The organism is Shewanella psychropiezotolerans, assembly GCF_007197555.1.
Lineage (GTDB): Bacteria > Pseudomonadota > Gammaproteobacteria > Enterobacterales > Shewanellaceae > Shewanella > Shewanella psychropiezotolerans.
Window position 1 is genome coordinate 682,269 of sequence record NZ_CP041614.1, and the last position, 12,565, is coordinate 694,833.

A 12,565-nucleotide genomic window follows, 5' to 3' on the forward strand; every position below is an offset into this window, starting at 1 on the left:
TCAATGATCATTAAAGTTTGTCACTTTACCGGTTTAGGTACAAGTCAGTGGAGAGGAACAGACTTGTTTCTGTCGGATAGACGACAATAATGGCTTAGAGCGATCACTATAAGATGTACCTTGACAGAAACGTTTTAGATTATTGAGTCGAATAAGCCTGACATCGATTAGAAAAAGTATCTTAGTTTATATGAAGGGCCTAATTCGTTCCGACCCCTTTATCACTCTTTTCAACATCAGTACCCAAGTGAGTAATGATGCTGAAACCCACAAAAGATATGTCCTGTCTTTTCTTGTTGGTAACTATTTATAATTTTACATTTGATTGGTCACAAGCAATTTGAATAAATTGTTCCATGACTTTATTAGTCATCCATGTTTTTTCAGATAATTGTTTTACCCATGAACGAATTCTTTCCGGGGTATTACAGTCAGATATAGGAATATTATATTCGTAGCAAACATTAATTACTATATGACCATCTTCAATAAATACTTGCTTTGCTACTTTTCCTAATTTATCACTTGCCGATTTTACTAAGTCCATTTAAACCTCTTTATTACCTAATAATATTTTCTTGTAAGCCATTGATTTTATCGGGTGCGAATTAAATTAGATGATGTGTGGATCACAACTTTCAAAATCAACCATCAAAAACATTTAGTTTTGTTATTTCTTTAACCCCATCCTAGCCAGAACTGTTGACATTGTCAGCCATACCATAGTTGGGGAAAAGGTGCTGTAGAGAAAATTAACGGACTAATACGTAGATACTCACCTAAGTGAACAGACTTTGAAACTACCACTGAAAATCAAATTATTAAGATTGGATAAAGGGGTAGGAACGAATAAGGTAAAATAGCCTCAAGTTTCATTCTAAACTAACTCGTTTGGGGCAAAATTGACCGTGTCAGCGTAGACTAGTTGACATGCCTATGGACAGAAACCACTTAGAGTAAAGGATCTAAGTGGTAGGATTTGCATTAGGGAAAAGTATGGAAACCGGATCTAAACTCACCGTATGTAGTGGTCAAGTAAAGCCAATGCGGCGCACCAAGCCAACGAAACAAGCTCAAGAAGGCGGGCTGGAATGATGAATATCGTGCTCAGTTGTTCTTTGGTTAAAGATCATTCAAAGTATGCTCGTGCCCTGGGGAAAGATGTGCCTGTCCTATCTCTTCATCTCTTTATTAATCGTAACTACAGATTGTAACCATAATTGTACAAGAGGTTGTGGTACAATTTAAGTTGACATATTTTATCTTGAAAAGCACTTTTATGAGTCTTTAAAGTGAAAATTAATTGAAGCAATATTAGTGGTGAAGTACGTGTTATGTACTTCACCGAACATTATTTTATCGATAGTAATTGTCACAAAACCAATCTGAATCATGCAACCCAGATATAAATACATATTCTATATTAATAGGCCAGTAAGTTTTAAGCTTAGAAGGGGAAACGTGTACTCTTTGTCTTTCTCCGTCTAAAAATAGTTTTAAGTTGGCCGAACCATTATTAACAAATCTTTCACGAAGTCCATCGTCAAATTCATCAAATAGCACAGACATATGACGATTAAACGTATCTCTTAGTTTATATGCAATCAAATGATTTTCTACCATTTGTTTTTCTGACGGCTTGAGTGCATCATCAAAAGTAAGCTCATACTTTAGCGGCTTAGCTTTTTTTATAACTACCTTTAGCCAATTTTTCTTGAAAAGGAGAGTATTATAATAAGGATGCGGTAAATTTTCTTTACTACTTTTCGGACTAACGTCACTTTTAGCTCTATTGCAGTCCCCGCATATTGGAACAAGGTTCCATGGAAGTACAAAAAAGTTAGGATAGGTGGAAGAGGGTAGAAAGTGATCTTTAGTCGCTCTGTCTGTAGCGTACCCTTTTTGACAACCTGCGCAATATAGGCTTTGTTCAAATATGAATTTTTTGACACCACTTTCTTTTACGTACGTTTCATATAATTTCTTTAGGCTCTTTTTACTATCTTCATCAACATTCGATATCTTTCCGCTAACCTCATGAAATTTCCCCGAAGATGCCAGTTTATTATATATTTTTGTATCATTAAGAAGATCTAATTTAATCCTATTAATGTTCTTCTTATGCTTTTTTGAGACTCCTTTTTTTGCCAAATAGAATTTAATCACAGTATCAGGCTTCAAAGTGTGAATATTCTTAAACATTATCACTCCCGTAAAGTAGACTCCATGCTATTTTGGTAGCTTCTGATCCAATTCGATGATAAGAAGAAATATTTTCTTTCGTTAATGTCTTATTTTTGACTAGTTCGGTGATTGTGTTGTGAAATCCTACATTTTGATAGCCAAACGCTGTTCTTGTTAATTTTGACACATTCTGCCCGTACGTAACGACATCTATACGAGTATACGATACATCATTATCTAATCGCCTAAGAACCAAAACGTTTTCAGTCAGTATCTCTTGAAGGATAATTGGAGAATGTGTGGCCAATATTAATAAACCATTATACGTATCACATATTATTTGAAGAGATTGAAGGAACGCACCTAATAAAGGTGGGTGTAAATGTGTTTCAGGCTCATCAAATAAAGTTACGATACCTTGATGAAAGCTATTCATTAGTAATACCAGCGTATGTAGAACAATTCTATGACCAGAACTTAGTTCAGTATACATTTTGACAATTTTTGGCTGTTCTTCAATATTCTCAAAAAAGTAATCTATGTGCTCACCTAGATAATCAACATTTTCTAGTGGCTTTAGTACCTTCTTTATATACTTTAACTTTTTACCATTAATTAAGCTTTTTAATGACTCACTAAATTCTTTGCTTAATACATCGGGAGCTTTAAATCCTCCAACACCATCATGTAAGCCTAAGTAGTCAAATCTACGCTTGTTTTTAATTTCAGGGATGTTGTTGTCAAAGGCTGAGAAACTTATAAACAGTACCTTTTCTATATAATCAATGTCTATTCCCTCATCAACATCATCCGTGTTAACTCTACTTAGTATCTTACAATCAAATTTATTCTCTACTATTTTTTTTGCAATTTCTTTTAAGTAAGTAGTCTTACCGACTCCATTATTGCCTATTACCGCGTGAATATTAGAGTTTTTAAATGGTAGATCATGGTTTATTGGAAAACTAACAGGGATTTCTGTATTAATAGTTAAGCAATAATCGAGTTTCCCCTCCCCATCTTCAAAGACTGTTTGGTAACTAATAACATCTAAATTAGTTACATCTCTTAGCAAAGAATGATTAAGCACTTCAGAGGCTTTATTTTTAATCCAGATCTCTCTATCAAAAGCGATATCCTTGAGTATTCTCAGAAGCTTTTTACCGTCTTTATTTGGTAAACCTCTTAAATTTGAATAGTATGATTCATCTTGACCCAGAGAAAAATTATTATCTGATATCTTTACATTACCATTCTCTAAAGGGCGTTCGAGGTGTTTAAGATCTGGCTTAGCAATTTTTACAGTACCAATTTCTGAAAGTGCTTTTTCTTTATCAATATAAAACAACGTATACGTTGTTTTATAAGAATAATCGTTCCAAGTATTATTTTTGAGGAAAAATGATTCCTTAAGCCTAGCCGTTCTGGCAGGAGCAGCATCTCCAACATATATATTTAAAGCTTTCATCCAAAATCCTACGTTTTATTTGTCCTGAACACTAAAAATCTTCAGTGTGTAGGTTTAACTTTGAGTTGCATTTAATTGAATCGAGAAATTATGCAACAAAAATTTATCGAGCCATCTATTGTTAAAGTAAGATAGATCCCCTCACTTACCTTCACGATACCAGATAAATGAATTGCAAGTAAGAAGTTGATTTAACTAAACTAGATCAATGCCTCCCTGTACTTTCTTCAATTGCAGTAAGAGAGCAATAAGTGGACACCCATAAGATTTGGCGAAATTTATTGAGCCATATATGGACGCTCCCTGTTAGTCAAGACAACACCTGCCTAGCCAAAGGCAGTACCTCTTTAGCTTTTATAGCCTCTAGCAGTGAGCTTGCGAACGCTCTAGCCAGCCGCAGGCTGTTCTAGCAGGACAACGGCATTTAAATTAAATCGGGGTCAGAGTAAGATTTAGTTGTGATCGTAATCAGATTAGTTTTTGTATACCCAAATGCAATTGTTCTTGAGTTGATAGCATTGCTTGCAAACTCATAAAGGGGCAATAACGTCTTGGAGTCATCACTCTAAGACGTACCCAAACAATAGCGATTCACAGTGATTATATTGGGCCACAGGTGTACAAGCTACTGTAGCGTTTTTATATTACAGCTAACTGTTAATAGAATACTCTCAGAGCCCACTTAACTAAGGCAGATTTATTTTGAATCGGTTTTGATGAAAACTCTAATATATCCTGCCCATCAACGCTGCCAGTGATTAGCATTCCGCCTTTATCAACAGTCCAGTAACTTTTACTTTGCGCTGCTGTTATTTGGCCATTCTCTTCTTTTGTGGTGAAATCGCGAGAATTCAATTTGTTATTCCTTGGCATGTCATTGTGTGAGTTGAATATTGAATCAAAAAAATCAGGTTAGATCAACTGGTCTCACTGACAGCATATGATTGATACTTTGCTGAGGGGGTATCCTCGGCTGTTTATCGACATTGAATCTTGGGTATGTCTGCCCAGTTTGTCGTGTACTGTGGCGTGAGCCTGTCTCTGCGCATTCTCCATTTCGGCGAAATACCTTGTGCAGCCAGAAACATAGCGCCGCTGCCAAATCTGGTATTTAGTGCGTCATAGACGCTCATAAGTTTAGGGTCGCTGATGGTCTCAAATAAATCTGATTGCACATGACTGGATGAGCACAAATCCAGTAACCCTATTCCGACCTTGTAATACCTGACATTTGGCTGAAAGAGTGCGTCTGTGGCCGCTGTCACCGCGTGTGTCATTTGCAGGGTGTCGGCGGTGGGAAATGAGAACTTTATGGTTTGTTTAAAGCCTGTGGGCCTTTCATCAAAAGGAGAGTTGCTTGCGAATATGAGCATGGAGCCACAGAGAGTGCCTTGTTTTCTGGCCTTCGCTGCCGCTATACCAACATGTTTACTGAGGGCTTGTTTGAGTGCCTCTTTGTCAGTTACACGGTCTCCCATGCTTCGGGTTGAGAATATCTGTTTCTTGTCTGCTCTGGCTTCATCCCATTGCTTGCACTCCTCACCATTGAGTTCTCTGACCGTTCGTTCAATTTCAATGCTGAATGATTTTCTTGCCAGGCCTGGCGGCATCGATGCGAGTTGGAAGGCGTTTTTTATCCCCATAAGCTCCAAGCGTTTCGAGATTCGATTACCTATCCCCCATACATCTGTTGGCTTCATCGCCAGTAATACCGCTTTACGCTCCTCGTTTGAATCTATGTGACAGACACCGTTATAACCCATTAGTTTTTTGGCAGCATGATTGGCTACCTTAGCCAGTGTCAGGGTGGCGTCGATACCAACACAGACGGGGAGGCGGGTTTCTTTCCATACCGCGCGTCTGATTTTATGTGCATGCTCAGTGAGGTTGGGTATCGCAGGGTAGCAATGCTTGAGAGAGAGAAAGGACTCATCGATGCTGTAGATATGTTGTCTGGGCGCGAAGCGGCCTATCACGTCCATCATGTGGGCAGACAGTGAAGCGTACAGTTCATAATTTGAAGATAGCGCTATAACGTTGTGCTTGTCACACAGTGCCTTGACCTCAAAGTAAGGTTTGAATTTTGGGATGCCAACGTCTTTAGCCTGACGATTGGCGGCGACGATGCAGCCATCGTTGTTCGAGAGCACAACAATGGGTCTCCCTCGCCATTCAGGGCGAAAGACTTGTTCTGCAGAGCAATAAAATGAATTGGCGTCTACGAGTGCGTACATTTAGTTGTCGTGAGGGGCTATTAGCGGGAGTGGGCTGTTATTCATATGCTAGCGGTTAATAGTGGGCTGGGTCTGTGGCAGCGTATCGAACTGACTACCACACCTTCAATGCAAAACTGGTCATGCTCATGTATGACCAGTGGTTGATGTTCATCGTTTGCAGACAGCAAGCGTTTTCTGACAGTATCAATTAACTTGCAGACAAACTCACCATTGTAGTTAGCTACCACCACATCACCATTTTGGGCGGTAACATGTCTATCGATGATAAGGATATCACCATCGAATATGCCGACATTGCGCATCGATTCCCCGGATGCATGACCAAAAAAAGTAGAACTAGGGTGAGCGATTAACAGTTCATCGAGACTTAGTGGCCGCTGGATGTATTCGGCGGCAGGCGATTCAAAACCTGTGATGCCTACGCTGGCTGTATTGGGAATGACTTTCATGGTTTAATCTTGGTGGTACTGTATGCGTATCCAGTATTGTAGGGCGAAGGCGTTGAATTTGCAATGTGACCGACTTCTCGTGCAGCGGTGTAGCGATAGAGATGGTGGGTAATCGTCTGCAGCAAAAGATAGCTCACTGATTACTAGGCATGTCTGTTCTATTCATTGATGGGCTAAGGGTACACTGTCATGTTAAATAGTCGGGACAATACCAAAGGTAAGCGTGATGGTGTGTAATGCGATTTGTACTTTGTTGAATGACGATATCTGCATGAACTTGTGCGTATTAGCGCTTGACCCGTGCCTGTATTACACAGAGGTTAGGGGCCAGTGGTGTTATGTCTTGCATCCGTCATTAGCGCATCCCGTCGCCAAGGTATCAATGGCTGAGCAGGCGAAAATCGCAGAGCTTAATGTCTATATTAAACAGTTTGAAAAATAGAATAAGGAATAGAAATGAATGTGTTCAAGGGAGTGTTGGTTGGTGGCTTAGTATTGATGAGTGGCAGTGTTTTTGCGGCTAATGAATCTAATCAATCGTTCAGCAAAGCCAAAAAAATGCTTGAGCGTCAGGTCTATCAGGACCATCGTGAAACCATTTATTGTGGTGCAGGTTTTGATGCTAAAAAAAATATTACGCCTCCTGCCGGCTTTAATACTAAAAAACATGTGAAGCGAGCAAAGAGAGTTGAGTGGGAGCACATTGTGCCCGCCGAGAACTTCGGGCGTTCGTTCAGTGAATGGCGTGAGGGTAACGCTCAATGCGTCAACAACAAAGGCAAGTCATTCAAGGGCCGCAAGTGTGCTGAAAAAATTAATGTTCAGTATCGATACATGCAGGCCGACATGTTTAATCTGTTTCCGGCCATTGGGGCCGTTAATGCCATGCGCTCAAATTACAACTTCACTATGTTGCCCGCAGTGAAGAGTGAATTCGGTTCGTGTCCGATGAAAATTGACAATCGTAAAGCAGAGCCGCCTGTCAGCGCCCGAGGCCGGATTGCCAGAACTTATATGTACATGGATAAAACCTATCCCAAATACAGCATGAGTAAGCAGCAAAAGCAGTTGATGAATGCCTGGGATAAAACCTATCCAGTCAGTGCTTGGGAGTGCAAGAGAGTAAAACGCATTGAAGCGCTACAGAAAAATAAGAACTTGATAACCCAAAGTCGCTGTGAAACCGCGGGGCTGTGGAAGAAGGCGTAGATACTGAGCGGTATCGTTGAATAAAACCCCACTCGAAACTGAAAGAGTGGGGCATACGTAAGGAACTATTGTCTAGATTAAGAAATCTTTCATCTCGAAACCATCATCAAGTTCTTTCTTAAATACCGTAGGCATGCGGCCTTGGCCTGTCCAAGTGATGGTTTCGCCATTCACTTCAATCTTATATTTCACTGGACGAGGGTCGCGTTTCTTCTTCGGTGCTTTTATGGCATCCAAGTCTTCTACGTTTAAGCCAAGTTCTGCCATCTGTTTACGAATAGCGTCTATTTGTGCGTTTCGCTCAGCGTTCACCTCTAAGTCTGCCGCTTCTTGTGCTTCGCGGTCATCGATGAGGTTGTTGAGCTTATCCTGGATCAATTTGAGTTCTTCAACAGGAAGGTCTTTTACTGCCGCTTTAAATTTGCGGCCATGAGTGAGTGTTGCTAAAAATTCTGACATTTAATACTGGTCCTTTAAATTAAGTCTTTTTATCGCGGGTATTGTTCCAAAGAAAAGCGTGAAAGTCAATGCGGTAAGGGGTTGTAGGGCGATTGGCGGGCTTTTCGGATCAAGCTCCTCCTATCGCTAACTTGCGCCACCCGGGCAAGCAAGCTTGCCGTGGCCCTAAGTTCCAGATAGCCAATCCTTCCCGGCGGCGAGCGCAAATCAACATCAACAGCAAAGTACCAGGCACTGTCAGTCTCTTTGACGGCTTAAGTGTGCGTAAGCCTGCATTGTCCTTCGAGTGTCATTTATCTCCAGTGGTCATCTCATTTTTGCACTCGCTCTGCCTTCTTATCTGTCTCACCCCATAACCCGCCATGCAAGGGAAGCTTCGCCGCTACGCGCCCCTGCATGTCAGAACATGTGTTGAGTCCAGGAAGACAGGCGGAAACAAAAAACGATAACTTAACCCACTGGAGCTAACGCAATGACACACTCACTTCCTACGCAGCCAACTTCCACTAATGCCTTCATCGAGACTGCCAGCCACAAGACACAAGCAGGCTCCCCCAAATCCGATATCTCTAACAGCAAAAGAAAAACCAGAGAGAAGGGCAAGAAAAGCCATACCGATTTGTATCAGGAGATAACCGACCAAGTGATAGCCGCGCTTGAAAATGGGGTTAAGCCTTGGGTGTGTCCATGGGAAACGTCAAACGGGAGCAGTGGGTTGCCAGTTAATTTTGATACGCGTCACGCGTATAGCGGCATCAATGTGTTGTTGCTCTGGTGCGCGGCCAGTGCTAGCGGGTTTGCTTCCAGTAGTTGGTTGACGTTCAAGCAAGCGCTTGCACTGGGTGGTTGTGTGCGTAAGGGAGAGAAGGGCACGCGCATTATCTTTTACAAGATGCTGGAAAAAGAAAATCAGCAGGGCGAGAAAGAAAATATTCCAATGTTGAAGAGCTTCACGGTCTTTAATGTTGAGCAAATAGATGGGCTGAATATCGAGCCTGTGCCAGTGAGTGATATTGAGGCTGTTAGCGGGTTTGAAGCGCTTGAACATGTCGAGCAGTTCTTTATCGATACGGGCGCCAATATTACCGAACAAGGCGAGAGCGCCTTTTTTAGACCGTCTACCGATGAAATCGTGTTACCGAGCCGTGAGCGTTTCACTAATGCCGCTGACTTTTACGCAACAGGTCTTCATGAGCTGACCCACTGGTGTGGCGCTAAGCTCCGCCTGGACCGTCCAATGCGAAATAAATTTGGTTCTGAGGATTACGCTTTCGAGGAATTAATTGCCGAATTGGGATGCAGCTTTTTAATGGCTAGCTTAGGCGTGACGGGTGAGGTTCAACACGAATCTTATATCGCGTCATGGCTTAAAAAATTACACAACGACAAGCGATATATCTTTAAAGCGGCCAGCGCTGCCAGTAAAGCCCATCAATATTTAACCGAGCTTACCAACGCCGACAACAATGAACTGATAAATAAAGCGGCATAAATAAAAAAACCAGCAATAGATTGGTTTATTGCTGGGGAATATTCATACCAATAAAGACAGGATTAAAAATATGAATATATCTAACATAGATAACAATTCAATGGAACAATGTTATACGTCTAATGCGGGTCATTTTGATCTAGGTGTCTGTGTTGTCACTCAAGGTATTCATCAACTACAAAAGTCAGCGATTGATAGCGACAAAGATTTAAGGCTGTTTATCACTTGCCACTTAAATGGTGATTGGGGTGATACTCCGATAGAAGATAAAATATTAAATGATGAAGCCACTAAGAGGGGGGGCCGAATAATGTCATCTTACTTTTTTAACGATCAGGTGATTTGGATAATCACCGAAGCCGATAGAAGTGTCACCACCATTTTGTTACCCAGCGAATACTAATACATCTTACCGATGTAAACGCTCAAGCTAAACTGATATGATAAAGGTCACTTGTGGCCTTTATTTTTTGCGTCTATGAAAAAGCTGATATCACTAATGGCCATCACTTCATTAAACGTCAGCGCGTTTTGTTTTGATGAGGCTGGTCTTTATTATCATGTTAACCCCAAACTATTAACTGCTATTGCTAAAGTCGAAAGTGATTATCAATCCAACGTCATTAATATTAATAAAAACTCACAAGGTAAAACAATCAGCACCGATTATGGATTGATGCAAATAAACTCAACATGGTTTTCTCATCTTGCTCAGTTCGGGATTAATAAAGATAACCTGTTATCGGATGCGTGCTACAACGTCCACATTGGTGCCTGGGTGCTGTCTCAAAATTTTTCTACCCATGGCTACAACTGGAATAGTGTTGGAGCTTACAATGCGGGTTTTAGTGTCAAGACGCGCACGAGTCGATTAACCTATATCCGAAAAATCAAAGCTGCCCTGGCCGCGATCAATAAGTCTAACCTCCTTTCCTCAAACTCGATTTCAAACGCCAATCCAAGGCTCCTTGTTCGTACTAGATTAAGAATTCCACCTAAATTGAAACCATAATCTGTGCTGATGAATCGAAGTTGATTTGAAGGTAAGAAAGCGACCACACCCTCCAGGATAGCGGGTGTCACGGGCTGGCGTCAGAGTGATGCCTGATAAGCGTAAGCTGTATATTATCACTCGTTTGATAGTACACCGACCTCGTACCCGTATTCTGGCGCCAGTGAGTGCGCTCACGGTTAAAACGGCACGCGAAAAGGTCATCGCGCAACTTCAGGCATGGTGAGAAGAGAAAACGCAAACAGTGATAACGTCCCCCCCGTTTCGATGTGTTTGTTACACGCACATGGAAGGCAAGGGTATTTGCGTAGTGGAAGCAGGGCACACAAGCTACCTCACTCATTGCACTAAATAATCGGCTCCTGCCGACTTTTGGACGGTATCCGCTGCACACCATCACCCATAAGGCGCGGCGAACCGCAGCGCTTATCACAAGTATTGGATGACGCAGAGACAAAAACAGAAGCGTCTTTCAGTGCTGTGATATTTTGCGTTTGTTGCTGTTAATGGGCTGTCGGTTAGCTGAAATTACCTACCTTAAAGGCGGTGATGTGCGCGGCAGTGAACTGCATTTAACCGACAGTAAGACAGGCGCAAAAGTGGTGCCTGTCGGGTCAGCGGCAGTAGAGATATTGAGCCAGTATCATAGTAAGCCAAATAAAGCGCTGTTTCCCATGAAGCAAGGCGCATCGACCACAAGGGTGCAAGCGTTATGGGTGAGGGTACGAGTAAAGGCGGGGGATTGAGGATGTGCGGCTGCATGATTTGCGGCATACCTTCGCCAGCTACGCGGTGATGGAAGGTCACAGTATCCCGATGGTGGCGGCATTGTTAGGTCATAAGAAAGTCTCGATGACGTTACGGCTATACCATGTGTGGGATGAGGTGGTGGAGCAAGCCGCAGAGCGCTTAGGGGATATATTTAAAGCGATAGTGAGTCAGGCAAAGCCCTTATCTCAATCTGATACAGCCCCTAAGCGAGCCTCGAAAGCGAAGCCGAAACCAAAAACAAAATCCATCACACTTGAAAAAGTGAAACAAGCTACGCCTTTATCAATCTTCACTCCATTAACTGAGAGTGAAATTCGTGCTGTGCGAGCATGGAAGGATAATGAACTGCTGTTTTAGGCATATTGAACGCACCTGTGGCGCCTCAGTGAAGGGGGGGAGTTCGAGGATGTGCAGTTTTGTTCGCGAGCTAGAGCTCAGAATGTCTAAAGTATGAAATGAATGGCAATCGAATATGCGGTATCGTAGTGATCCAAAGTAGCTTTGGTTCGTAGTCGAAAAGTTGTCCGACAGCAGTACCTTGAAGTTGAATAGGAATGAGAATTCACATCGCTGGAATACGCAAGTGTTTATAATCAATGCTCTTATGTTTAAGAGCGTTTGGAAGCGCTAGAATTATTACCTAAATCTTTACAGTTAATTATTAACCTACGAATGAAATATTTTTAAGGAAAAGGCATATGTCTTACAGAAATGAGTTTGGTTCAAATTTTGACTTAGGTTTTAATTTAAATGATTTTCCTTATCTTAAAGATAAGAGTTGGCACAATGATGTATGCCCAAGCTTTTACTTTAATGTTGGAACTAAGTACTACGTCTTGTGGATCGACTATTCAGAACTGGCTAAACGTGACGGCTCTAACGACCGCTATCTAGTTCAAGAAGCTACAAACGAAGGAGATGAAAAACATCCTGAAATTTATAGCTCTGATGGAAACATTATTTTTGAGGGAGAACTCTTCACTGATTTGAACCAATTTTTGAATAATATAACTAGTTTGCAAGATCCTAATGTTAGCTAAGACGTAATGCTAGCCAAGAAATGTACATGAGAGCACGTACAAAGCGTTGTTTGTATCATAGCTTAAAAGTGTTGAGGGGGTCTCTAACCAACATGATCATTTTGATGAACGTATGGAAGCCTATAGCTTTCCAACAGTAAAAAAATCAAGAATAATTAGTTATTATGGTGCTCTATATGGATTCGATATTAGACGATCCCCAATCGTATAAAAATATGATTAATCACATTCCATTACCAGTCCG

General features: G+C 41.4%; 16 protein-coding genes. 9 read left to right on the forward strand and 7 right to left on the reverse strand.

The features are described from left to right. Positions 1-307 precede the first annotated feature (307 nt). The 6 genes from FM037_RS03045 to FM037_RS03070 form a co-directional block, all read right to left on the reverse strand. Positions 308-547 carry a hypothetical protein gene (locus tag FM037_RS03045; protein WP_144044794.1) on the reverse strand — a complete coding sequence of 80 codons (240 nt, stop codon included), beginning with the start codon at positions 545-547 and terminating at the stop codon, positions 308-310. An 809-nt stretch (positions 548-1,356) separates the two neighbouring features. After that, the gene (locus FM037_RS03050) at positions 1,357-2,202 is read right to left on the reverse strand and encodes an HNH endonuclease signature motif containing protein (RefSeq protein WP_144044795.1); all 846 of its coding nucleotides are present in this window, start codon (positions 2,200-2,202) and stop codon (positions 1,357-1,359) included. Then, positions 2,195-3,652, reverse strand: a complete 1,458-nt coding sequence (locus tag FM037_RS03055; protein ID WP_144044796.1) for an AAA family ATPase — start codon at positions 3,650-3,652, stop codon at positions 2,195-2,197. Before FM037_RS03055 ends, FM037_RS03050 begins: the two co-directional genes overlap by 8 nt. 657 nt (positions 3,653-4,309) lie before the next feature. Then, a complete protein-coding gene (locus FM037_RS03060; RefSeq protein WP_144044797.1) occupies positions 4,310-4,507 on the reverse strand; it encodes a hypothetical protein in 198 nt (65 codons plus the stop codon). Positions 4,508-4,629: 122 nt separating this feature from the next. Next, entirely contained in the window at positions 4,630-5,886 is a 1,257-nt protein-coding gene (locus FM037_RS03065) for a Y-family DNA polymerase (protein ID WP_144044798.1), read from the reverse strand. A gap of 41 nt (positions 5,887-5,927) precedes the next feature. Then, positions 5,928-6,338 carry a LexA family protein gene (locus tag FM037_RS03070; protein WP_144044799.1) on the reverse strand — a complete coding sequence of 137 codons (411 nt, stop codon included), beginning with the start codon at positions 6,336-6,338 and terminating at the stop codon, positions 5,928-5,930. Positions 6,339-6,564: 226 nt separating this feature from the next. On the opposite strand from FM037_RS03070, the gene FM037_RS03075 reads away from it, so the two are divergent. Further along, positions 6,565-6,780, forward strand: a complete 216-nt coding sequence (locus FM037_RS03075; RefSeq protein WP_144044800.1) for a hypothetical protein — start codon at positions 6,565-6,567, stop codon at positions 6,778-6,780. Between the two features lie 56 nt (positions 6,781-6,836). Then, on the forward strand, positions 6,837-7,547 hold the full coding sequence (locus tag FM037_RS03080; RefSeq protein ID WP_229381209.1) for an endonuclease: 711 nt from the start codon (positions 6,837-6,839) through the stop codon (positions 7,545-7,547). Positions 7,548-7,619: 72 nt separating this feature from the next. Here the strand turns inward: FM037_RS03080 and FM037_RS03085 are convergent, their stop codons facing one another. Next, complete coding sequence (locus FM037_RS03085) at positions 7,620-8,006, reverse strand: H-NS histone family protein (RefSeq protein ID WP_144044802.1); 387 nt, start codon at positions 8,004-8,006, stop codon at positions 7,620-7,622. A gap of 472 nt (positions 8,007-8,478) precedes the next feature. On the opposite strand from FM037_RS03085, the gene FM037_RS03090 reads away from it, so the two are divergent. From FM037_RS03090 to FM037_RS03110, 7 genes are all read left to right on the forward strand, one after another. Continuing rightward, positions 8,479-9,498, forward strand: a complete 1,020-nt coding sequence (locus FM037_RS03090; protein WP_144044803.1) for an ArdC family protein — start codon at positions 8,479-8,481, stop codon at positions 9,496-9,498. A gap of 70 nt (positions 9,499-9,568) precedes the next feature. Beyond that, entirely contained in the window at positions 9,569-9,901 is a 333-nt protein-coding gene (locus tag FM037_RS03095) for a type I restriction endonuclease subunit M (protein ID WP_144044804.1), read from the forward strand. Positions 9,902-9,997: 96 nt separating this feature from the next. Then, on the forward strand, positions 9,998-10,510 hold the full coding sequence (locus FM037_RS03100) for a lytic transglycosylase domain-containing protein (protein WP_221937460.1): 513 nt from the start codon (positions 9,998-10,000) through the stop codon (positions 10,508-10,510). A 64-nt stretch (positions 10,511-10,574) separates the two neighbouring features. Continuing rightward, positions 10,575-10,736: a hypothetical protein gene (locus FM037_RS29020; RefSeq protein ID WP_229381061.1), complete on the forward strand. Its 162-nt coding sequence runs from the start codon at positions 10,575-10,577 to the stop codon at positions 10,734-10,736. A gap of 262 nt (positions 10,737-10,998) precedes the next feature. Further along, positions 10,999-11,256 carry a site-specific integrase gene (locus FM037_RS29025; RefSeq protein ID WP_229381062.1) on the forward strand — a complete coding sequence of 86 codons (258 nt, stop codon included), beginning with the start codon at positions 10,999-11,001 and terminating at the stop codon, positions 11,254-11,256. A gap of 4 nt (positions 11,257-11,260) precedes the next feature. Further along, positions 11,261-11,638 carry a tyrosine-type recombinase/integrase gene (locus tag FM037_RS29030; RefSeq protein ID WP_229381063.1) on the forward strand — a complete coding sequence of 126 codons (378 nt, stop codon included), beginning with the start codon at positions 11,261-11,263 and terminating at the stop codon, positions 11,636-11,638. A gap of 341 nt (positions 11,639-11,979) precedes the next feature. Continuing rightward, complete coding sequence (locus FM037_RS03110; RefSeq protein WP_144044806.1) at positions 11,980-12,321, forward strand: hypothetical protein; 342 nt, start codon at positions 11,980-11,982, stop codon at positions 12,319-12,321. The last annotated feature ends 244 nt before the right edge of the window (positions 12,322-12,565 follow it).